Annotated in this window: 15 protein-coding genes; 7 read left to right on the top strand and 8 right to left on the bottom strand. The window is 65.3% G+C overall.

Features of this window, described 5'->3' with window-relative positions:
- The first annotated feature begins 253 nt into the window (after nt 1-253).
- From F6X37_RS33140 to F6X37_RS33125, 4 genes are all read left to right on the top strand, one after another.
- On the top strand, nt 254-412 hold the full coding sequence (locus tag F6X37_RS33140) for a hypothetical protein (RefSeq protein WP_018424094.1): 159 nt from the start codon (nt 254-256) through the stop codon (nt 410-412).
- A gap of 497 nt (nt 413-909) precedes the next feature.
- Nucleotides 910-1,215, top strand: a complete 306-nt coding sequence (locus tag F6X37_RS33135; protein WP_187614204.1) for a hypothetical protein — start codon at nt 910-912, stop codon at nt 1,213-1,215.
- Nucleotides 1,216-1,428: 213 nt separating this feature from the next.
- Nucleotides 1,429-2,304, top strand: a complete 876-nt coding sequence (locus tag F6X37_RS33130) for a 3-hydroxyacyl-CoA dehydrogenase family protein (protein ID WP_260336653.1) — start codon at nt 1,429-1,431, stop codon at nt 2,302-2,304.
- 110 nt (nt 2,305-2,414) lie between these two features.
- Nucleotides 2,415-3,026 carry a flavin reductase family protein gene (locus F6X37_RS33125; protein ID WP_184037964.1) on the top strand — a complete coding sequence of 204 codons (612 nt, stop codon included), beginning with the start codon at nt 2,415-2,417 and terminating at the stop codon, nt 3,024-3,026.
- Nucleotides 3,027-3,063: 37 nt separating this feature from the next.
- Here F6X37_RS33125 and F6X37_RS33120 read toward each other — a convergent pair whose 3' ends face one another.
- Nucleotides 3,064-4,533, bottom strand: coding sequence for a polyhydroxyalkanoate depolymerase (locus F6X37_RS33120; protein ID WP_187614203.1), 1,470 nt, complete (start codon nt 4,531-4,533; stop codon nt 3,064-3,066).
- Nucleotides 4,534-4,761: 228 nt separating this feature from the next.
- On the opposite strand from F6X37_RS33120, the gene F6X37_RS33115 reads away from it, so the two are divergent.
- Complete coding sequence (locus F6X37_RS33115; RefSeq protein WP_184057584.1) at nt 4,762-5,415, top strand: glutathione S-transferase family protein; 654 nt, start codon at nt 4,762-4,764, stop codon at nt 5,413-5,415.
- Nucleotides 5,416-5,449: 34 nt separating this feature from the next.
- Here the strand turns inward: F6X37_RS33115 and F6X37_RS33110 are convergent, their stop codons facing one another.
- From F6X37_RS33110 to F6X37_RS33100, 3 genes are all read right to left on the bottom strand, one after another.
- Nucleotides 5,450-7,423 (bottom strand): methyl-accepting chemotaxis protein, encoded by a 1,974-nt coding sequence (locus F6X37_RS33110; RefSeq protein ID WP_187614202.1) that lies wholly within the window; start codon nt 7,421-7,423, stop codon nt 5,450-5,452.
- Nucleotides 7,424-7,614: 191 nt separating this feature from the next.
- Nucleotides 7,615-10,251, bottom strand: a complete 2,637-nt coding sequence (locus tag F6X37_RS33105) for a heavy metal translocating P-type ATPase (protein WP_187614201.1) — start codon at nt 10,249-10,251, stop codon at nt 7,615-7,617.
- 95 nt (nt 10,252-10,346) lie between these two features.
- The gene (locus F6X37_RS33100) at nt 10,347-10,994 is read right to left on the bottom strand and encodes an FMN-binding negative transcriptional regulator (RefSeq protein WP_187614200.1); all 648 of its coding nucleotides are present in this window, start codon (nt 10,992-10,994) and stop codon (nt 10,347-10,349) included.
- Between the two features lie 343 nt (nt 10,995-11,337).
- Here F6X37_RS33100 and F6X37_RS33095 point away from each other — a divergent pair, with 343 nt between their 5' ends.
- Together F6X37_RS33095 and F6X37_RS33090 are read left to right on the top strand one after the other, a co-directional pair.
- On the top strand, nt 11,338-12,756 hold the full coding sequence (locus tag F6X37_RS33095; protein WP_187614199.1) for a DUF1254 domain-containing protein: 1,419 nt from the start codon (nt 11,338-11,340) through the stop codon (nt 12,754-12,756).
- A gap of 213 nt (nt 12,757-12,969) precedes the next feature.
- Nucleotides 12,970-16,740 (top strand): DUF748 domain-containing protein, encoded by a 3,771-nt coding sequence (locus F6X37_RS33090; RefSeq protein ID WP_187614198.1) that lies wholly within the window; start codon nt 12,970-12,972, stop codon nt 16,738-16,740.
- 154 nt (nt 16,741-16,894) lie between these two features.
- On the opposite strand, the gene acnA is transcribed toward F6X37_RS33090, so the two are convergent.
- The 4 genes from acnA to F6X37_RS33070 form a co-directional block, all read right to left on the bottom strand.
- On the bottom strand, nt 16,895-19,609 hold the full coding sequence (acnA, locus tag F6X37_RS33085) for an aconitate hydratase AcnA (protein ID WP_187614197.1): 2,715 nt from the start codon (nt 19,607-19,609) through the stop codon (nt 16,895-16,897).
- Nucleotides 19,610-19,651: 42 nt separating this feature from the next.
- On the bottom strand, nt 19,652-21,103 hold the full coding sequence (locus F6X37_RS33080) for a bifunctional 2-methylcitrate dehydratase/aconitate hydratase (RefSeq protein WP_187614196.1): 1,452 nt from the start codon (nt 21,101-21,103) through the stop codon (nt 19,652-19,654).
- A gap of 24 nt (nt 21,104-21,127) precedes the next feature.
- Nucleotides 21,128-21,640, bottom strand: coding sequence for a hypothetical protein (locus F6X37_RS33075; protein WP_187614195.1), 513 nt, complete (start codon nt 21,638-21,640; stop codon nt 21,128-21,130).
- 101 nt (nt 21,641-21,741) lie between these two features.
- On the bottom strand, nt 21,742-21,911 hold a 170-nt coding region (locus F6X37_RS33070), incomplete at its 5' end, for a citrate/2-methylcitrate synthase (protein ID WP_316252019.1).

The raw sequence follows: 21,911 nt of genomic DNA, 5'->3' as shown, positions 1-21,911 counted from the left end.
GCGCCCCCCGCCGCGCCCCTACAGCCCAGCGCGACGCCGACGCGCGCGAGGCACGCTCGCGCTTCGCACCGGCACCCGCCGAGTCACTAAATCGGGGACGTTGTCGCGATGCAACGCCTCCCCGGCCCAATGACATCGCGGCAACCCGCCGCAGCGAAAATTTGCTGCAGTGCACTAGCTTTTCTCTAGGGAAAACCCCATAATCACAACTAAGGGAAAACCCTAGCAACGCAGTCACTAACCGGGAGTCGCCATGAGCTACATCTTTGCACTGTTCCAAAAGGTCAGCGACCTCTTTGCGTCGCCCCATCTGCCGCTGGATTCGGACTACTCGTACGCAGCGCGTGCCCGTGAAGCCGAGCGTCTGCGCCGCGCGCAGGCCACGCTGTTCGGCATCAAGCTGACGGACTAAAAACCAGCCGCACCTCCCGAGCGCGCGACAACGCGCCGGGGCGCGCACCTCGAGTGCGCTTCTCATTGAGCCACTATTCGCGAAATGCGGATCGTGGCTTTTTGTTTTTCGGGGCTCTCTTGTCGCGATGCATCATTGCGCGACGAGACAGACGTATCAGCGCCAGGCCTCCAGTGTCTGTCCGACTCCTTGCAAATTATTTCGGGGCCGAAATGAATGTAACCAGCTTTCACGCTGATTCAGCGAGTCGAATGAAAGCATTGCCCGTAAACCTTCGTTGAATGAAGCGCGAAAGCGACACCGCGCTTCCATCAACAGGCCCCATCTATGAAATGCTCGCTTACAAGTGCTAACGTCTTCACGCGATTCGGGCCGCTAAAGTGAGTCTCAAGCGTACGGCGTCTGGTTCGGCTCACAAGCGAAGCGAACGAAGCGAATCGCACGATCCGAGCAAACACGGACGCTGGCCTGGAATAAAACTTTGACGGGAGGTCATTATGAAAAACTTTGGCAAGGCATCGCGCTCGCTGATCGCAACGCTGCTCGCGGGCGGCGCACTCGTCGCGGCTGGTAGCGCATTCGCGCAAGACCGCGGGATCGTCGAACACGGTCCGGCACCAGTCGTGTACGGCCAACCGCATATGATGCCGGTGGGCGTGTCGATCAACATCGGCTGGCACGGCGATCGTTACTGGGACGGCCACCGCTACTGGGAGCACGACGAGTGGATGCGCCATCATCCGCACGACTACGATCCGCACCACCGCGGCGACGATCACCGCACCCCGCCCCCGCGCTACTAAAGCGCGCCTGATCGCGTCGCAACAGGCGGCGTGAGTCCACGAAGCCGGTCTTCCCTCGAGGGGAAGGCCGGCTTCGTCGCATTTGGGCGTGCGAGTCCGACCGTGGTATTGCGCGTGCTGCGCTATGCTTCGGGGCTTTCATCGACGGCAGCGGGAGCGCGTGTGGACAAAACGACACAGGATGTAGCGATAGGGGTGGTGGGCACGGGACTGATGGGCGTCGGCATTGCGACGCAGGCCGCGTTGCATGGATACCGGACGATCGTTCACGACGTTGATCCGGCGCGACTCGCGAGCGTCGCGCCGAAAGCGCAAGCCGTGCTCGACGAACTGATCGACGCGGGCCGTATCGACGATGCTGCCAAACAGGCGGCGCTCGCGCGCATCGAAACCAATGCGCAACTCGATGCGATCGGGCAAGCGCGCTTCGTGATCGAGGCGATTCCCGAAGTGCTCGAACTCAAACACCGCCTCTACGCGACGCTGACCAGCCTGCTCGCCGATGATGCGATCCTCGCGAGCAACACCAGCGGCTTCCCGCCCGACCAGCTTGCCACCCCGCTGCGCGCGAAAGAACGCTTCGTGATCGCGCATTTCTGGAACCCGCCGCACATGATTCCGCTCGTCGAGGTCGTGCCGGGCACCGAGACCGCGCCCGAAGTCGTGCGGCAAACCGCCGGACTGATGAGCGCGATCGGCATGGAGCCGGTCGTGCTCGCGAAGGCGATTCCGGGCTTCGTCGGTAATCGGCTGCAGTTCGCGGTACTGCGCGAGGCGTTGCACATCGTGCGTTCGGGGGCAGCGACGCCCGAGGTCGTCGATCGCGTGATGAAAGCTTCGCTGGGACGTCGCTGGGGCATCGTCGGACCATTCGAGGGCGCGGACATGGGCGGACTCGACACGTTCGTCGACATCGCGTCGCATCTGATGCCGCAACTCGCGAAAGACGAGGACGTGATCGATCTGCTGCGCGCGCAGGTCGACGCGGGGCGTGTCGGCGTGCGCAGCGGCGCGGGGTTTCATGACTGGGATGAAGCGCGCATCGCGCGGGTAAAGGAAGGGCGCAAGCGCGTGATCGGGCGCGGCTAGTGCGGTATAAATAGCCGTTCCGTGCCTGGTACTCCGCCGCTTTTCGCGCTAACTGCCACACGCGTCGCAAGCGAACCTAAATCAACTCCAAGCCAACCCCAAGCCACGTCATGTCTCACTACTTCTACGACCCCGCCGCCGGTCACGGCCTCCCGCACGATCCTTTCAAGGCGATCGTCGCGCCGCGGCTGATCGGTTGGATTTCGTCGCGCGATGCCGAAGGCACGCTCAATCTCGCGCCATACAGCTTTTTCGGCGCGTTCGCGACCTTTCCGCCGATCATCGGTTTTAGCAGCGAGGGCCGCAAGGACAGCCTCGCCAACATCGAGGCGACCGGCGAATTCGTTTGGAATCTCGCCACCCGGCCGCTCGCGGAGCAGATGAACCGCTCGTCGGCGCCGGTCGCGCCGCACGTCGACGAGTTCGCATTGGCCGGGCTCACGCCGGCGCCGGGCCGCAACGTGGCGGTGCCGCACGTGGCCGAATCGCCGGCGGCGCTCGAATGCAAGCTGCTGCAGATCGTGCGTCTGCATGATGTCGACGGCAAGCCGATGGACAACTATCTGTCGCTCGGCCAGGTGGTCGGCGTGCATATCGACGACGCGTATCTGAAGGACGGCCTGTTCGACACGCACGCCGCGCAGCCGATCATGCGCGCGGGTTATCGCGCCGACTATGCGCAGATCGGCGAGATGTTCCAGATGATCCGGCCAACGGCCTGAACTCGCCCTCAGCAGCTTCCGCTGATTAGCGGATCGCTCAGGGTGTCACCGGCGGCGGCTTGCGTGGGGACTGCGCGGACGTTTTTGCCGCGGAGTCACTGTTGCCGCTCCCGCTCCCGCTCCCGCTCCCGCTCCCGCTCCCGCTCCCGCCCACGGGCGCATCCACTTCAACCTCGACGACCGCAGCCGCGACCGGCGCGGCCGCCGTGACTTCCGCCGCAATCGCCGCGGGCACCGGCTGGATCGGGCGCGCACGCGAGCTGACGAGCACCGCGCGCGGTTCATTGTCGTAAATCACGGCCCGCACGCGCGGATAAATCTCCCGCTCCCAGCGACGTCCGCTGAACACGCCGTAGTGGCCGACGCCCGTTTGCACGTGATGCGTCTTCAGATACGGCCGCAGACGATCGCACATGTCCTGCGCGGCGAGCGTCTGACCGACCGCGCAGATATCGTCCTTTTCACCTTCCACGGTCAGCAATGCGGTGCGGCGAATCTTCGACGGCTCCACCAGACGCCCCTCGACTTCGAGCGCGCGTAACGGCAGCGCATGCTGCTGGAACACGGTGTCGACGGTCTCCAGATAGAAGTCGGCGGTCAGATCCATCGTCGCGAAGTACTCTTCGTAGAAAGTGCGAATCGTGTCGGCTTTCTGCGGATCGCCCTTGCCGCGCTCGAAGTACATCGTTTCGAACGAGTCGGCGTGGCGGCCCGGATTCATCGCCATGAACGCGGCCAGCTGCACGAAACCCGGATACACGCGACGCTGCGCGCCGGCAAACCCGAACGGCACCGCGCTGATCAGATTGCGCTCGAACCACTCGATCGGCCGGCTCCTGGCCAGTTCGTTGACGCGCGTCGGATTGATGCGCGTGTCGATTGGGCCGGCCATCAGCGTCATGCTGGCCGGCTGCGCGGGATGGTCCTCGGCGGCCATCAGCGCGACGGCGGCGAGCGCCGCGACGGTCGGTTGACAGACCGCGAGCAGATGCGTGCCGGACCCGATCGCCGCGGTGAAGTCGATCACGTGGCGCACGAATTCATCGAAGCCGAAGCGGCCTTCGCCGAGCGGCACGTCGCGCGGGTTGTGCCAGTCGGTGATATAGACGTCGTGCTCGGTCAACATCGTGCGCACGGTTGCGCGCAGCAGCGTCGCGAAGTGGCCCGACATTGGCGCGATCATCAGCACGCGCGGCTGCGGCGTGGAAAGCACGGCGTCCTTGCGAAAATGCAGCAGCGAGCAGAACGGCGTGCGCGCGACGACTTCCTCGACCACCGCGACCGGCTCGCCTTCGGTGACGACGCTATCGATGCCGAACGGCGGCCGTTTCGGCGTGAGTCCGCCGAGCATCAGAAGTTCGCACGTCGCGCGCAGCGAGCGTCCGTGCGGCGTAGCCGCGAATGCGGACCACGCATCGAGCGAACGGTTCGCCAGCGCCGCGCCGTGCCGCAGCGGTAGCAGCAGGTCGGCGCAGGCCTGATAGGCAGGATAGGCGAACAGATTCATACTTTCACTCGAATGCGCCAGAAAGACAGGAACTCGAATAAAAGCAAGTGGTGCGCCAGGCGCCGGCGCGCGTTGCCCCTATGTCGCGTCATATCTGCGTGGGTCGGCATATCACTTGCGTGCATAGGCGAAATGGGCCGGCCTTGCCGCGTTTTGGTGCGCGCGCGCACCGCGGCGTGCATGGGTGCAGGCACGCGCGGCGCGATGCCCGATCTGGAGGACACACGTATGGGAAATACTACGCTCACGATCAGCAGCAGGAATTATTCGTCGTGGTCGCTGCGCGGCTGGCTGCTGACGAAGTTCAGCGGCTTGCCGTTCGAAGAAATCGTGGTGCCGATCGACGACCCCGCGACGCGCGCCGAACTACTGCTGCTGTCGCCGTCGATTCTGGTGCCATGCCTCATGCACGACGGCGTCAAGGTCTGGGACACGCTGGCGATCGCCGAATACCTGCACGAGCTGAAGCCGCAAGCCGCGCTGTTGCCGCATGAGATCCGCGCCCGCGCGCATTGCCGCGCTATCTGCGGCGAGATGCATTCGGGGTTTGCGTCGTTGCGCTCGGCGCTGCCGATGAACCTGAAGGCGCATTTCCCGGGCTTCAAGGTATGGGCGCGCGCGCAATCGGATATCGAGCGGATCGTGACGATCTGGCGTGAATGTCTGAAGGAGTACGGCGGCCCGTTCCTGTTCGGCGAGCGGACCGCCGCGGACGCGATGTACGCACCGGTGGTTACGCGTTTCGTGACCTATGACGTGCAACTCGATCCGGATATGGTCGAATACGGGCAGCGCATCATGGCGCTGCCCGAAATGCGCGAGTGGATCGCGCTCGCGCGTCAGGAGGTCGAGGAGATCGATGAACTGGACGTCGAGTTCTGAGCGCGGCGGCCGCCGTCCACATTAAGCAGATCCGTCAGCCGCGCTCGCCTTCGAGCTTGAACACGCTGACCAGCTGCGCGAGCCGCGCAGCCTGCTCGCGCAACTCGGCCGCCGCGGCTTCCGCATCGACGACGATGGTCGCATTCTGCTGCGTCGCCTCGCCGATCTGCGTGACCGCCAGGTTGACCTGCTCGATGCCGCCCGACTGCTCGCGCGACGCGACATTGATCTCGCTCATGATCGCGCGGACCTGACCGACCTGAGTGACGATTCCCTGCATCGTCGCGCTCGCTTCTTCGGCGATGCGAAAACCGCTGTCGACGTTCGCGCTCGACGCCGCGATCACCCCCTCGATCTCCTTCACCGCCGCCGCGCTGCGCTGCGCGAGCGCGCGCACTTCCGACGCGACGACCGCGAAGCCCTTGCCGTGCTCGCCCGCGCGCGCCGCCTCGACGGCCGCGTTCAACGCGAGGATGTTGGTCTGGAAGGCGATGCCCTCGATCACCGTCGTGATCTCGGCGATCTTCTGCGACGAGCGGCCGATCTCGCCCATCGTCGACACCACGCGCTCGACCGCGCGGCCGCCTTCGAGCGCGGCGTCGGCGGCGTGGGTGACGAGGGTGTTCGCTTCGGTCGCGTGATCGGCATTCTGCTGCACGGTCGACGTGATCTGCTCCATGCTCGCCGCGGTCTCTTCGAGGCTGCTCGCCTGGGTCGCGATGCGCATCGCGATGTTGCCGCTGCCGGTGGCGATCTTCTCGGTGCCCGCCGACATGTCGGCCGACGCGTTGCGCACCTGCGCGACGATGCGCGCGAGGCCTTCGCCGATGCCGTCGATCGCCAGCATCAGGCGGCCGATCTCGTCGGCGCGCGCGCGGCCGTGCTGCGCGACGCGCACGCTCAGATCGCCCGCGGCGAGACGCTCCGACGCACGCGCGGCTTCGTCGAGCGGACGGCTGACGAGCCGCCGCACCGCGACAAGGAACACGATCGCGAACAGGCCGACCAGCGCGAGGCCGAGCAGCAGGAAGGCGTTGCGGGTGCGCACGACCTCGGCCATCACTTCGTCGCGCGGCGCGACGCCGCCGACGAGCCACTGCCACTCCGGCACCGTGACGAACGACACGAACTTGTCGCGCGCGTCGCTCTCGCCGAGCGTCGCGTCGGCCGAGCGGTAGTCGAGCTCGCCCTGCTTCATGTCGAGCATGCGCTGATACGGCGCGTTGGCGTCGTCGGCTTTCTGGCCCGCGGCGGCCGGATGCACGAGCAGCTTGCCGCGCTCCGCGCCGCTCGACGCGTCGAGCACGAAGTAATAGCCGCTCGCGCCGATCTTCAGCGCGTGGATGCCGTCCTGGACCGACTGGATCTCCTTGTCCACGTCGACGCCGACGAACAGCGCGCCGATCACGCGGCCGCTCGCGTCGGCGATCGGCCGGTACTGCGTGATCATGCGCTTGCCGAACAGCATGGCGAGGCCGGTGTACGAGCGGTTCGCGAGCAGCGGCGCATACGCTGGCCCCTTGCGGTCGAGCAGCGTGCCGACCGCTCGGGTGCCGTCCTGCTTCTTCAGCGAGGTGGTCACGCGCACGAAGTCGTCGCCGCTGCGCGCAAACACGGTCGCGACCGCGCCGCTGCGTTCGAGGAACTGGTCGGGAATCGTGAAGTCGAGATTCAGCACCTTGCCGCCGGCCTTGAAAGTCGGCGTCGCGGTGCTCCCGATGTCGACTTTCTGCGTGTCGTCGAGCGAGAAGTCGGTGGGCAGGAAGCTCGCGAACAGCGCCATCGACCGATCGACTTCGGCCGACAGCGCCTTGTCGAACAGCTCGATCATCGCGGCGATCGAGCGGTCTTTTTCGGCGATGCGGGCGAGCACCTGGTCGCGCACCTGGTCGCCGGCGGCGCGCGCGAGCGCCCACGCGAACGTGCTGAAAATCAACGCGACCAGCACGCACGAGAGCACGGCAAGCCGCGCGCCGACGCTGGCGCGGCGCAAGAAGAGAGAGTTCATGGGCAGGCGCGAAAAGGGGACAGGCGACGCGCGCGTCGGGCATGGCCGCGAACGGCATCGATTTACTGGTTTACGGCTCGGGAGACGGCGGCTTTAGGGCGACTGAAAGCCGCCCGTAATGGGATGAAAGGGGCCACAACGGGCCCCCGAAAGAAGGACGAGGCGGAATGCCGAAGGTGTTGCTGCGTTGCTCAGCGCACCGGATCGACGGTTCGGCCGGGCGCGCGTCGCCACGTCCGCAACAACAACGCATTGGTGACGACGCTGACGCTCGAAAACGCCATCGCCGCGCCCGCGAGCATCGGATTCAGCAAGCCGAACGCGGCCAGCGGAATGCCGATCAGGTTGTAGACGAATGCCCAGAACAGGTTCTGCTGGATCTTGCGCCAGGTTCTGCGGGAGATGTCGATCGCGTCGGCGACGAGCGCCGGGTCGCCGCGCATCAGCGTGATGCCGGCGGCGTGCATGGCGACGTCGGTGCCGCTCGCCATCGCGATGCCGATGTCGGCGGCGGCGAGCGCGGGCGCGTCGTTGATGCCGTCGCCCGCCATCGCGACGATGCCGGCGTGGCGCATCTTCAGGTCGCGGATCACGCGGGCCTTGTCGTCGGGCAGCACCTCGGCGTGGAATTCGTCGATGCCGAGCGCCCGCGCGACGCTCGCCGCACTGCCGCGGTTGTCGCCAGTCACGAGCACGCTGCGGATGCCCATCTGCGCGAGCCGCGCGACGGCCGCGCGCGCGGTCGGCTTCACCGTGTCGCCGAACGCGATCAGTGCGAGCGCTTCGGGGGCGTGAGGCGCGCGCGTCATCAGCCACGACACCGTGTTGCCCGCCGCTTCGAGTTCCTGCGCGCGCGCGGCAAGCGCGCTCGGCAGCGCGATGTCGAGCTCGCGCAGCCAGCGCGTGCTGCCGAGGGCGAGCGTGCGGCCGTCGACGTCGGCTTCGACGCCCCGGCCGGCGACGGCGCGAGCGGCGGTGGCGCTTGGCCCGCCCTCGTGTTCGCCGGCCATTTGCCCGAGCTGAGCCTCGTGCGCGCGCATCACCGCCCGCGCGAGCGGATGATCGCTATGCCGCTGCACCGCCGCCGCGAGCGCGAGCGCTTGGTCGCGGCTCAAGCCGCCGATCGGCTCGAACGCCGTTACCGATGGTTGGCCGAACGTCAGCGTGCCGGTTTTGTCGAACGCGACGATCGACACGCGATGCGCGATTTCCAGCGCTTCCGCGTCCTTGATCAGCACGCCGTGGCGCGCGGCGACGCCGGTGCCGGCCATGATCGCGGCGGGCGTCGCGAGGCCGAGCGCGCACGGGCAGGCGATCACCAACACCGCGACCGCGTTCAGGATCGCGGTTTGCGCGCCCGCGGCGGCGAGCAGCCAGCCGATCAGCGTCAGCGCGGCGAGCGCGAGAATCGTCGGCACGAAGACTTCGCTGACGCGGTCGACGAGCCGCTGGATCGGCGCCTTCTCGGCCTGCGCGCTTTCGACGAGCCGGATGATGCGCGCCAGTGTGGTCTCCGCGCCGATCGCGGTGGTCGTCACCACGAGCGCGCCTTCGCCGTTGATCGAGCCGGCCGTGACGGCGTCGCCGGTCTGTTTCGGCACCGGCAGGCTTTCGCCGGTGATCAGCGCTTCGTCGATATGCGTGCGGCCTTCGAGCACGGCACCGTCGACCGGTACGCGCTCGCCCGGCCGCACGATCACGACGGTGCCGACCCGCACCTGCGCGAGCGGCACCTCGCGTTCGCCGGCGCCGTCGCGGATGCGCGCGCGCTCGGGGCGCAGCGCGTTGAGCGCGCGGATCGCGTCGGTGGTCTGGCGCTTGGCGCGCGCCTCGAGCCACTTGCCGAAGCGCACCAGCGTGATCACGACCGCCGATGCCTCGAAGTACAGATGCATCGTGTCGCCCGGATGCATCGCGAGTTCGTAGACGCTGATGCCGTACGCCGCCGATGTGCCGAGCGCGACCAGCAGGTCCATGTTGCCCGCGCCGGCGCGCACCGCGCGCCAGGCTGCGCGATAGAAGCGCGCGCCGAATACGAACTGCACGATCGACGCGAGCACGAATTGCAGCCAGGCTGGCAGCATCGCGTGGAGGCCGAACCATTCGCCGAACATCGGTGCGACGAGCGGCAGCGTCAGCAGCGCGGACGCAACGACGCTCGCGAGGTCGCGGCGGGTTTGAATCCGCTTGCGGTCGACGCCGGGGGCGTGGGTCGTGTCGAGGATGTCGCTTTCGTCGCCGGACGCGGCGATAGCGGCCGTTGTCTCGGCTGGAGCGGCAGCAGCGGGCGGCGCGCTCAGCGTCGCTTCGTAGCCAGCTTTCCTGACAGCGGCGATCAGCGCGCCGGTATCGGCGGATGCGGTGCCCTGCGGATGAGCGGTGGCGGTTTCGGTCGCCAGATTGACCGACGCGCGCGCGACCCCAGGCACCTTCGCGAGCGCTTTTTCGACGCGCAACGCGCAGGCTGCGCAGCTCATGCCGCCAATCTCCAGTTCAACGGTTCCCGGCGTCGCGGCGGGTGTTGCGGTTTGCGTCGCGCTTGGCGCGGCAAGCTCGGCGTTCGCGACCGGCGTCGCTTCGTATCCGGCCTTGCGCACGGCATCGGCCAGTTGCTGAGGCCCGAGCGTCGCGTCGCTTTCCACGCGGGCGCGCTCGGTCGCGAGATTCACCGACGCGCGCGCCACTCCCGGCAGCTTGGCCAGTGCTTTTTCGACGCGGCTCGCGCACGACGCGCAAGTCATCCCGCCGATATCGAGTTCGACGACGCGCGTGGGCGAAGAAGAAGCGGCAGCGTCGGCGGGGCGCTGCGGGTTGGCAAGTGCGGTCATGGCAGGCTAGGCTCGTGGCGGCATTGGGCCGCATCGTGAGTCCAGTATCGACCTTCCCATGACGGGAAGGTCAAGGCCGGATTATGCGGCCGCCGTCAGAACGCCGGCGGCGCATCGAGCATCGCCTGTCCCACCGCCTTCTGTTGCTCGCCGTCGCGCGCGAGCAGCGTTTGCGCGGCGCCGCGCCGGTCTTCGGCCGCCTTGTTCTGCCCGAGCTTCCATTTGCCGACGAGCCGCGTTACCTCGATCTCCATACCGACGATCGCGCCGAGCATCTGCGCGATGTAGTCGGCGGGCGCGTCGCCCATCTTCCATGGCACCGGCTCGCCGGCTTCCATCTCGCGCGTGAGTCGCGCGACGAGACCGCGCACGAACGATTCATCGTCATGCACCACGATCCTGCCATGTGCATGCACGACCATATAGTTGTAGGTCGGCACCTGCTTGTGCGTTTCGTGTTTGCTCGGATACCAGCTCGGGGAAATATAGGCGGTCGGCCCCTGGAAGATCACGAGCGCTTCGGGATGGGTCGCGGCTTCCTGCCAGACGGGGTTCGCCCGCGCGACGTGCGCGCGCAGCACCAGACGTGACGAATCCGCCGCATCCGCCTGCGCCTCGAACGGCAGATGATTCGCATCGAGCCCGTTGGGGCCGTGCGTAATCAGCGCGCCGAACGGGTGCTCGGCGATCAGGCGATGAAGAACCCCTGGACGGTTCTCTTCGAAATGGGCGGGCATGTACATTGAAGTATTCCGAATGCAGGACGACGAAAGAGTGGAGGCGAACGGCCAAGCTGGCGGATCGACGAATGCGCGAATCCAAAAAGCATGGCGCGCTCGCGCGAGCCGTTGGCGCGGGACATAATGTGACAGCGACGCCGATTGTCACATCGGTGACGCGCCTGCGCGCTGTCAGCCACAATTCCCTGCTTTGTGCTTGCCTGACTAGCAAGGATACGATACAACGCGATGTTGTCGGAATCGCAATCCGCGGACTCGCTGCGCAGTGTTTCGGGAGAACCGCGCATGCACCAGGCGCTGCACACCGGCATCCCCCATAGGACTGCACGTTCCGCACTCTGAACGAATGATAAAAAATCTCCGAGAACTGTTTTTGCTTCAACGAACCTGCGCGTCGCTCGCGGGTCTGGCACTGCTGGCCAGCTGTGCGTCGACCCCCATCGCGACGCAACAACGCACCGGCTGGATCAAGGACGAAGTCGCCGACTCCTACGTATTCGGCTATCCGCTCGTGCTGATGAGCGCCGCGCGCGATGCGGCGGTCGGCACCGAGCCGGGTCAGGCGCCTTTCAACACGCTGCGTCACGCGCAGGCGCTGCCGCCGATCGGCGCGACCAATCCGCCGCAGCCGAGCCTCGACACGCTCGACTCGACCGGCTGGCTCGACCTTGCCGCCGAGCCGGTGATCCTGGCGCTACCTGATTCGCATGGCCGTTATGTCGATGCGCGCGTGCTCGACATGTGGACCAACGTCGCGTGGTCGACCGGGCCGCAGTTCGCCGCGGGCACGGGCACCGTGAAGGGCTTGCGCGCGCAGACGATCGCGTTCGTCGCACCGGGCTGGAAGGGCGAACTGCCGAAGGGCGCAAAGCGCGTCGAAGTGCCGACGCGCAACGCATGGATCAGCGTGCGCATCCAGTCGAACGGCGCGCGCGATCTGAACGCGGTGCGCAAGCTGCAGCACGCGATCCGTCTGGAGCCGCTGAGCGTGTTCGTCGGCGACGCGGAGCCGGCGGTGCCGCCGCGCGGTTACGCAAGCGGCGTCGCGGGCCCGAGCGGCACGCCGGCGCAGCAGGTCGCCGCGCTCGACGCGAGCGGCTTCTTCGGCCGTCTCGCCGACGCGTTGCCTGACAATCCGCCGACACCGGCCGATCCGCATGCGCTCAAATTTCTCGCCGATCTCGGCGTGACGCCGGGCGATCCTGTGAAGCTGCCGAAGTCATCCGATGCGCTCGCGGCCGGTCTCGCCGACGGTCGCGATCGCGTCGCGACGCCGCCGTCGAATCTGCTGAGTGCGAACGGCTGGAGCTGGTTCGGCGATGCCGTCGGCAACTACGGTCCCGACTATGGATTGCGCGCGTATGCGGCGAGCACACAGTTGGGCCTCGGTACGAAGGACGACGAAGTACGCGCGTTCGTCACGCAGGACAGCGACGGCAACACGCTGAACGGCGCGAATCGCTATGTGATCCACTTCGCGGCGAACCAGCTGCCGCCGGTGCGCGGTTTCTGGACGATCACCGCGTATACGAAGGATGGCGCGCTGAGCGAGAACGCGCCGGCGCGGCTCGCGGTTGGCGATCGCAATGGCGCGCGCCGCAATCGCGATGGTTCGCTCGACGTGGTCGTGTCGTCGACGCGCAGCCGGACCGGTAACTGGCTGCCCGCACCGCGCGCGGACATGCAACTGGTGCTACGCCTGTATGCGCCGAAGCCGCAAGCCACCGACGGCAGCTGGCAGCCACCCCCGGTCGTGCGGCAATGATGTGAACGGCGCGCGGGCAAACCGCGCGCCGTCCGGTTTCACTATCTAACGCTCGTGAAAATCTCGTTCGCGGGAAAGCCAGTCAGTCAGCAGCACGAATCGTCAAGGCGGGCCTGACATTCCTGTCTAACCATTGATTCACGCCTTATACTGCCGCTTGCGGGATCTCTGTTTTTCGCGGCGGGCTTGCCGCCGCATTCCTCCACGTCGAGCATGGCAAGCCTCAATAAAGCATCGTTAGCCTCCTCCATACAGACCGTGCGCGCAGTCGCGCAGTCGCGCCGTACGCGACGGATTCTCGTCGGTCTGCTGATCTTCGTCGTCGTATTCGGCCTGCTCGGCTTTTTCGCGGCGCCGCCGCTGATTCGCCACATCGCCAGCCAGCAACTGAGCAAGCAGCTCGACCGGCCGGCGTCGATCGGCCGCATCGCGCTCAATCCGTACACACTGCGTTTCGAGGCCGACAACGTGCATATCGGCGAGCGCGGCGGCGCGGGCGACTTCGTCGATATTTCGCGGCTCATCGTGAAGCCGTCGTGGAGTTCGCTGTTTCGCGGCGCGCCCATCGTCGACGAAGTGCAGGTCGATTCGCCGCGCTTTCATATCGTTCGCCTCGATGCGCAGCACTTCAATTTCAGCGACCTGATCGAGAAGTTCGCGAATCAGCCGGCAAAACCGAATAGCAAGCCGACGCAGTTCTCCGTCTCCAACATTCGTGTCGAAAACGGCCAGATCAGGTTCGACGACCGGCTGCTCGGCACGAGCCACGTGATCGATCAATGGAAGCTCGGCATTCCGTTCATCGCGACGCTGCCGTCGAAGACCGATATCTTCGTCGAGCCGCTGCTGCGCGCGCGCATCGACGGCGACAGTCAGCTCGCGATCGACGGCAGGACCAAGCCGTTCGCGGCGTCGCGCGAGTCGGAAGTGTCGCTGCGCTTCGATGAGCTCGACGTGCCGAAGCTGGTGTCTTACGCGCCGTCGAAGCTGCCGGTGATCGTGCAGTCGGGCAAGCTGTCCACCGACCTGAAGCTGAACTTCGAGATGTCGAACGACACGCCGTCGCTGCGCGTCGCCGGCACCGTCGATCTGAACGACGTCAACGTGCAGGATCAGGGCAAGGCGCCGTTTTTCGCGGCGCGCGCCGTGCATGTGGCGGCGGCATCGCTCGAACCGTTGAAGAGCATCTATCACTTCGACGATATCCGCATCGACGCGCCGAGCGCGAGCCTCGCGCGCGACAAGGACGGCGTATTGAGCGTCGAGCATATGTTCGCGCCCGCGCCGGAAAAAACCACGCCAAAGGAAACCGCGGACGCGAATGCCAACGCCAAAACCGCCGCCGCCGAAAAGGCGGCCCCGCCGTTCGACGTCGCGATCAAACGTTTCACACTCAACGACGGCACCGTGAACGTACACGACGAAGCCGTGTCGCATCCGGTAGAAGCCGGGCTGCAAAACCTCGCGGTTACGCTGACCGATTTCTCGACGCTCGCGTCGGCGCCAGCGCACTACACGCTGAACACGAACCTGAAGAACAACGGCGGTTCGCTCGCCGCCGACGGCACGGTCGGCCTCGCGGCGAAGACGGCGAGCGCGAAGCTCGATCTGAAGTCGCTGAAGCTGCCGCCGTTGCAGCCGTATCTGGATACCGCGACGTCCGCGCAGGTGCTGGACGGCGCGTTGTCCGCGACGACGAATATCGACGCGAACTGGTCGAAGTCGCCGATGGCGCTGACGGTCGCGGACACGCAGCTGGACATGCAGGCGGTGAAGCTCGCGGCGCGCGGCGGCAAGACGCCGGTGATCTCGCTCGCGCAGGGCAACGTGGTAGTCAAACAGGTCGACGTCGCGGCGCGCACGGCCGACGTGACGAGCGTAGACGTAACCGGTCTCGCGGTCGACGCGCAGCGCCTGAAGGACGGCACCATCAATCTGGACGCGCTCGCGAGGGCGCATCAACAGGCGACGGAGCGCACGGCGATCCACGCGGCGAAACAAGCGCAGGCCGAAGGCCCCGCATGGCGCTACAAGATCGCCGAATTGACGCTCAAAGACGCGACCGCCGATTTCACCGACAACACGACGCCGCAGCCGGTCAAGCTGAGCTTTACGCCAGTGCAGCTGAAGGTGCGGCAGATCAGCGACGACTTGGGCCGTCCGCTGCCGGTCGACCTGCAAGCGACGCTGAACAAGAAGGGCACGCTCGCTGTGAAGGGCGACGTGACCGCGACGCCGCTAAAGCTGGCCGTCAAGATCAACGCGAACCAGCTCGACGCGGCCGCGTTCGAGCCGTACTTCGGCAGCAAGCTGAACGCGACGCTCGCAAGCGCGCTGCTGAACGCGAACGGCGATCTCGCGGTCACCCAGGCTAAGTCGCTGAAAGCGAACTTTCGCGGCGACATGGCGCTCGTCGCCGTGCGCATGCTCGACAAGGTGACGTCAGACCCGTTCGCGGGCTGGGGCTCGCTCGCGCTGTCGAACCTGAAGGCCGATTACGACGAGCACGGCACCGTCGTCGACGCGGGCCGCGTGACGTTCTCGAAGTTCTATGGGCGTGTACTGCTCGACGCGCAAGGCAAGCTGAATCTGCAGGATGTGGTCGCGCACGAGGGCGGTACGACGCAGTCGCTGACGCGCGACAAGAGCGGCTCGCACCCGATTCCGCTGACGCCCGAGGCGGTGTCTGAGGCAGTCGCGGCGTCGGCGCCGGTCGCGGCATCTGCTGCAACGCCGGGCAAGCCTGCCGCCACGGCCGTCGCCAGCGCCACGGCCGCGACGCCGCCAGCAAACCCGGTCAAGATGCACTTCGGGCAACTGGTGTTGCAGCAGGGCCGCGTGACCTATACCGACAACTTCGTCAAGCCGAACTACACGGCGAACCTCGTCGCCATTCAGGGCACGATCGGCGCGTTCGGTACGGAATCGACGACGCCCGCGCCGGTCGACGTGGCCGCGAAGCTCGCGGCCAACGGTCCGCTGACGATCCGCGGCACCATCAATCCGCTGATCGCGAAACCGGCGCTCGATCTGACCGCGAGCGCGCACGACATCGAGCTGACCAACCTGACGCCGTATTCGGCGAAATACGCGGGCTATCCGATCACGAAGGGCAAGCTCAACGTCGATTTGCATTACAACCTCGAGAACGACCAGCTGAACGCGAACAACCACCTGTTCATCGATCAACTGACGTTCGGCGATCACATCGACAACGACACCGCGACCAAACTGCCGGTGCGTTTCGCGATCTCGCTGCTGAAGAACTCGCGCGGCGAGATCGACGTGAACCTGCCAGTGTCGGGCTCGTTGTCGAACCCCGAGTTCAGCATCGGCGGGCTGATCTGGCATGCGGTGCTCAATCTGCTCGAAAAGGCGGTGACCGCGCCGTTCTCGCTGATCGCGCACGCGTTCGGCGGCAATGGTGAGGACCTCGGTTACGTCGAATTCGAGGCCGGCTCGGCGACGCTCACCGATGCCGACAAGCAGAAACTCGACACGATCGTGAAGGCGCTCACCGACAAGCCGTCGATCCGCATGGACCTGATCGGACGCGTCGATCCGAAGGTCGACGAGCCGGCGCTGCGCACGCAGTACGTCGATCAGATGGTCAAGCGGCAGAAGATCAAGGACACGGTGGGTAATGGTGAGAGCGTCGATCCGTCGACGGTCACGGTCGATCAGAAAGAGTACGACAAATATCTGACCAAGGCCTACAAGTCCTCCGACTTCAAGAAGCCGCACAACTTCATCGGCATGACGAAGACGCTGCCCGACGACGATATGAAGAGCGCGCTCGCGGCCAACGCGCCGATCGACGACGCGAGCTTGCGGCAACTCGCGCAGCGGCGCGCGCAGAGTGTGCAGCAGTACCTGCAAGGCAAGGTCGACAGCAGCCGCGTGTTTATCGTCGCGCCGAAGATGAATGCCGACGACATCAAGGACAAGGGTGCGACGACGCGGGTCGATTTCGGCTTGAAGTGATGGAGGAGTCGCGGCGCGGCGCGGCGCGCGAGCCGTGGCGTTCGGCGAGCCGATAAAAAAAAGCCCGACCTGAGGTCGGGCTTCAAAGTCGGCTGCGCCCTCCACAGGACGCAGCCCCTGCAAAACAGCGAGGCTGTATGCGCTGCCGCGAGGCTTAAGCAGCCAGCAGCGAGCGCAGCACGAACGGCAGAATCCCGCCGTGCTTGTAGTAGTCGACTTCGATCGGCGTGTCGATACGTAGCAGCACCGGAACGCGCTTGTCGCCGTCCTTGCCGTGGATCACGAGCGTGACTTCCTGTTGCGGCTTGAAGTCGTCGCCGAGGCCTTCGATGTCGTACGTTTCTTCGCCGGTGATGCCGAGCGACTGCACGCTATCCGAGCCCTTGAACTGCAGTGGCAGAACGCCCATGCCGACCAGGTTCGAACGATGGATCCGCTCGAAGCTGCGTGCGACCACAGCCTTCACGCCCAGCAGTTGCGTGCCCTTGGCCGCCCAGTCGCGCGACGAGCCCGTGCCGTACTCTTCGCCCGCGAACACGACGGTCGGCGTATCGGCGGCGATGTACTTCATCGCTGCGTCATAGATGGACAGCTGTTCGCCGCTCGGCTGGTGAATCGTCAGGCCGCCTTCGACGCGCGAGCCGTCCGCCTTCGCCGGGATCATCAGGTTCTTGATACGGACGTTCGCGAACGTGCCGCGCATCATCACGTCGTGGTTACCGCGCCGCGAGCCGTAGCTGTTGAAGTCGGCCTTTTGCACGCCGTTTTCCTTCAACCAGCGGCCTGCCGGCGAGTCTTCCTTGATCGAGCCTGCCGGGCTGATGTGGTCGGTCGTGACCGAGTCACCGAAGATGCCCAACGCGCGTGCGCCCTTGACCGGCGCGATGCTGGAAGCCGGCGTCATCGAGAAGTCCTTGCCGAAGAACGGCGGCTCGGCGATGTAGGTCGACTTCGGCCAGTCGTAGACCTGACCTTCTTCGCCCTCTATCTTGCTCCACAGGTCGCCCTTCTTCGTGAGCTGCGAGTAGTTCTTGCGGAACGCGTCGGCATCCATCGCGTACTTCAGCAGGGCGTTGACTTCTTCGCTGGTCGGCCAGATGTCGCCGAGGTAGACGTCCTTGCCGCCCTTGCCCTTGCCGACCGGCTCGGTCATCAGGTCGCGCGTGATGTTGCCGGCGATCGCGTATGCCACGACGAGCGGCGGCGACGCGAGGAAGTTCGCGCGGATGTTCGGGTGGATACGCGCTTCGAAGTTACGGTTGCCCGACAGCACCGCTGCCGCGACGATGTCGTGCTTCGTGATCGCGTCGTTCAGTTCCGGCGTCAGGTCGCCCGCGTTGCCGATACAGGTCGTGCAGCCGTAAGCGGCCAGCGTGAAGCCGAGCTTGTCGAGGTACTTCAGCAGGTCGGTCTTCGTCAGGTACTCGGTGACGATACGCGATCCCGGAGCCAGCGACGTCTTGATGTGCGGAGCGACCGTCAGGCCAGCTTCGACAGCCTTCTTCGCAAGCAGACCGGCGGCCAGCAGCACGCTCGGGTTCGACGTGTTCGTGCACGACGTGATCGCGGCGATCAGCACGTCGCCGTTCTTGACGTCGACGCCGTTGCTCGTCGTGTATTGCGCGTCGAGATCGGCGGCCTTCTTCGCAAAGCCGTTTTCGGCGACCGGCTTCGAGAACAGGTCGGTGAAGGTCGACTTCACGTGGCCGATCTCGATGCGGTCCTGCGGACGCTTCGGGCCTGCCAGCGACGGCGCGACCGTCGCGAGATCCAGCGTGACGACCTTCGTGTAATCGATATCGCCTTCGCCCGGAATGCCGAACAGCTCCTGCGCCTTGAAGTAGTTTTCGAACGCGGAGATCTCCGCGTCCGTGCGGCCCGTGCCGTGGAAGAAGTCGATGGTCTTTTCGTCGACCGGGAAGAAGCCCATCGTTGCGCCGTATTCCGGCGCCATGTTGCCGATCGTCGCACGGTCCGGCACCGACAGCGAGCGCGTGCCTTCGCCGAAGAACTCGACGAACTTGCCGACGACCTTCTCCTTACGCAGCAGTTCGGTGATCGTCAGCACGAGATCGGTCGCAGTCACGCCTTCGATCAGCTTGCCCTTCAGGTGCACACCGACGACGTCCGGCGTCAGGAAGTACACCGGCTGGCCGAGCATGCCTGCTTCGGCTTCGATACCGCCTACGCCCCAGCCGACCACGCCGATGCCGTTGATCATCGTCGTGTGGCTGTCCGTGCCGACCAGTGAATCCGGGTAGTACACGGTGTCCGCGCCGTCGGCCTTCTTGTGCACGCCCCGCGCGAGGTACTCGAGGTTCACCTGGTGAACGATGCCGACGCCCGGCGGCACGACCTTGAACGTGTCGAACGCCTGCATGCCCCACTTCATGAACTGATAGCGCTCGTTGTTGCGCTGGAATTCCAGCTTCATGTTCAGGTCGAGCGCGTTCTTCTCGCGGAAGTGGTCGATCTGCACCGAGTGGTCGACGACCAGATCGACCGGCACCAGCGGCTCGATCGACTTCGGGTTCTTGCCGATGGCCTTCGCGACGCCGCGCATCGCGGCGATGTCGGCGAGCAGCGGCACGCCGGTGAAGTCCTGCAGCACGACGCGCGACACGACGAACGGAATTTCGTCGACGCGCGCCGCGGTCGGCTTCCAGTTCGCGAGTTGCGTGACATGTTCTTCGGCGACTTTCTTGCCGTCGTAGTTGCGCAGCACCGATTCCAGCACGATACGGATCGAGACCGGCAGGCGGTCGATCTTGAGGTTCAGAGCCTTGCCGAGTTGCGGCAGGGAGTAGAACTTGCCTTTGCCGGAACCGCTGTCGAATTCCTTGAGCGTTTTGTGGAGGTTGTGGGCCATGGTGTTTTCCTTGGTTTGGATCGCGGAACTACAGTACTCAACCTAGATGACGTACAGATCGACGTATTCATTGACCGGCGTCGCTTCGAGCTTGGCCTGGTCGAGCGATACGTCGAGAATCGCCAGTTGTTGCTTGACCGGAAAGCGCCGCGCGAGGTTGGTCTTGAACTTCTCGACCAGCAACGGAATACCGTCTTCACGACGGCGCTTATGACCGATCGGGTATTCGACTACGACTTCACCGAACTTCGACCCGTCGTTGAATTCGATCGTCAGTGCGTTGGCGATCGACCGCTTCTCCGGGTCGTGATAGTCCTTCGTGAACTGTGGGTCTTCGACGCATTCCATCTTCGCGCGCAATGCATCGATACGCGAGTCCTGCGCGACTGAATCTTCGTAATCGGCAGCCGTCAGACGGCCGAAAATCAGCGGCGCCGCGATCATGTACTGGATGCAATGATCACGGTCAGCCGGATTGTTCAACGGACCCTTTTTATCGATGATGCGAATCGCCGCTTCGTGGGTGCGGATCGTGATGCGGCGAATGTCTTCGACGCGCCGGCCCTGCGCGGCGAGCTGCACATGCAGCGCGAGCGCGGCTTCCACGGCGGTTTGCGCGTGGAACTCGGCCGGAAACGAGATTTTGAACAGCACGTTTTCCATCACGTACGAGCCGTACGGACGCTGGAACTGGAACGCGTTGCCGTTGAACAGCACGTCGTAGAAGCCCCACGTTTTCGCGCTGAGCACCGACGGATAGCCCATCTCGCCGGTCTTCGAGATCAGCGCGAGGCGCACGGCGCGCGAGGTCGCGTCGCCGGCGGCCCACGATTTGCGCGAACCGGTGTTCGGCGCATGACGGTAGGTGCGCAGCGCCTGCCCATCGACGAGCGCCTGCGATACCGCGTTGATCAGCTCGTCGCGCGTAAGGCCGATCAGCTGGCCGACCACGGCGGTCGACGCGAGCTTGACGAGCAGCACATGATCGAGCCCGACCTTGTTGAACGAGTTCTCGAGCGCGATGCAGCCTTGAATTTCGTGCGCCTTGATCATGGCGATCAGGACGTCTTTCATCGTCAGCGGCGCTTTGCCGGCTGCGATGGCGGTGCGCGAGAGCCAGTCGGCCGTCGCGAGAATGCCACCGAGGTTATCGGACGGATGGCCCCATTCGGCGGCGAGCCAGGTGTCGTTGAAATCGAGCCAGCGGATCATCGCGCCGATGTTGAAGGCAGCCTGAACCGGGTCCAGCTGGAACGACGTGCCCGGCACCTTCGCGCCGTTGGGGACGATCGTGCCTGCCACGATCGGTCCCATCAGCTTGGTGCAGGCTGGGTAGGTAAGCGCCTCGAGTCCGCAACCGAGCGTGTCGATCAGGCAATGACGCGCGGTTTCCAGCGCGAGCGCGCTATCGATCCGGTAATCCAGCACGTAGTCGACGATCTCGGCCAGGACGGCGTCCGGGGCGGGTCGTACGTTGGAGATCGGGGCGGACATCGGGGGCTTCCCTGGCGGCGAAAATCAGTTGCCGATCTTGTTGATCGCGTTCGATTGCGTTGCAGCCGGCGCGCCCTGTTCCATGGCGACCGTCTTGCACTCGTCGGCGAGACGCGAGCTGTCCTTGTCCTGGAACAGCATGGCCTTCGTCGGGATCACGACGAGGTCCATACCCGACGCTGCATCGTGGAAGCGGTCGGCGCCCGTCGTGGTCGCTTCGCGCGGCAGGTTGTAGTTCTTGTTCGCCCAGTGAACCGTGACAATCTGGTCACGCTTCATGTCGCCTTTCATTTCGAAAGCAAGGCCGTCCTTGCACGCCCACTTTTCAGCGCCTTCCGGGATCGGATCGACCTTCGCTTCCTTCGCCGGGCTCGGCTTGCGCTTGATCAGGCGGCGCGGCTCCGGGCGCTTCGCGACGGCCTTGGTGGCCGGCTTCTTCGTGGTGGTGGCCGTGTCCGCAGCGGCGGCGTCAGTCGCGACGGTCAGCATCGTCGTGGACAGGGCGCCAATCATGGCGGCGATCATCAGCTTTTTCATGGAGAAAACCTTTCTATCAAAATCAGTTAAACAGTGCGCGGACGACCGGTCCGGCGGCCGCGCGGGTTGAACTGCACGCGCTGTGGAGCGCGCAGCGATCGCTATTTTCTCCTATTTAGCGGCACGTACTTTAAATTCTCGGGTCCGGTGTAATTCGCGCTCGGACGAATGATCTTGTTGTCGACGCGCTGCTCGATGATGTGCGCGCTCCATCCTGCCGTACGCGAGATCACGAACAGCGGCGTGAACATCGCGGTCGGCACGCCCATCA

Origin of the sequence: Paraburkholderia sp. 31.1 (assembly GCF_014397645.1) — a bacterium.
Taxonomy (GTDB): domain Bacteria; phylum Pseudomonadota; class Gammaproteobacteria; order Burkholderiales; family Burkholderiaceae; genus Paraburkholderia; species Paraburkholderia tuberum.
This window is presented reverse-complemented; position numbering and strand designations above follow the sequence as displayed.

Bases quoted from the DNA above. Each gene is read 5' to 3' on its own strand.
- F6X37_RS33130 (WP_260336653.1), top strand. From the start codon at position 1,429: ATGGGCGTCGGCATTGCGACGCAGGCCGCGTTGCATGGATACCGGACG.
- F6X37_RS33095 (WP_187614199.1), top strand. From the start codon at position 11,338: ATGATAAAAAATCTCCGAGAACTGTTTTTGCTTCAACGAACCTGCGCG.
- acnA (WP_187614197.1), bottom strand. From the start codon at position 19,609: ATGGCCCACAACCTCCACAAAACGCTCAAGGAATTCGACAGCGGTTCC.
- F6X37_RS33125 (WP_184037964.1), top strand. From the start codon at position 2,415: ATGTCTCACTACTTCTACGACCCCGCCGCCGGTCACGGCCTCCCGCAC.
- F6X37_RS33135 (WP_187614204.1), top strand. From the start codon at position 910: ATGAAAAACTTTGGCAAGGCATCGCGCTCGCTGATCGCAACGCTGCTC.
- F6X37_RS33080 (WP_187614196.1), bottom strand. From the start codon at position 21,103: ATGTCCGCCCCGATCTCCAACGTACGACCCGCCCCGGACGCCGTCCTG.
- F6X37_RS33090 (WP_187614198.1), top strand. From the start codon at position 12,970: ATGGCAAGCCTCAATAAAGCATCGTTAGCCTCCTCCATACAGACCGTG.
- F6X37_RS33110 (WP_187614202.1), bottom strand. From the start codon at position 7,423: ATGAACTCTCTCTTCTTGCGCCGCGCCAGCGTCGGCGCGCGGCTTGCC.
- F6X37_RS33140 (WP_018424094.1), top strand. From the start codon at position 254: ATGAGCTACATCTTTGCACTGTTCCAAAAGGTCAGCGACCTCTTTGCG.
- F6X37_RS33120 (WP_187614203.1), bottom strand. From the start codon at position 4,533: ATGAATCTGTTCGCCTATCCTGCCTATCAGGCCTGCGCCGACCTGCTG.
- F6X37_RS33075 (WP_187614195.1), bottom strand. From the start codon at position 21,640: ATGAAAAAGCTGATGATCGCCGCCATGATTGGCGCCCTGTCCACGACG.
- F6X37_RS33100 (WP_187614200.1), bottom strand. From the start codon at position 10,994: ATGTACATGCCCGCCCATTTCGAAGAGAACCGTCCAGGGGTTCTTCAT.
- F6X37_RS33115 (WP_184057584.1), top strand. From the start codon at position 4,762: ATGGGAAATACTACGCTCACGATCAGCAGCAGGAATTATTCGTCGTGG.
- F6X37_RS33105 (WP_187614201.1), bottom strand. From the start codon at position 10,251: ATGACCGCACTTGCCAACCCGCAGCGCCCCGCCGACGCTGCCGCTTCT.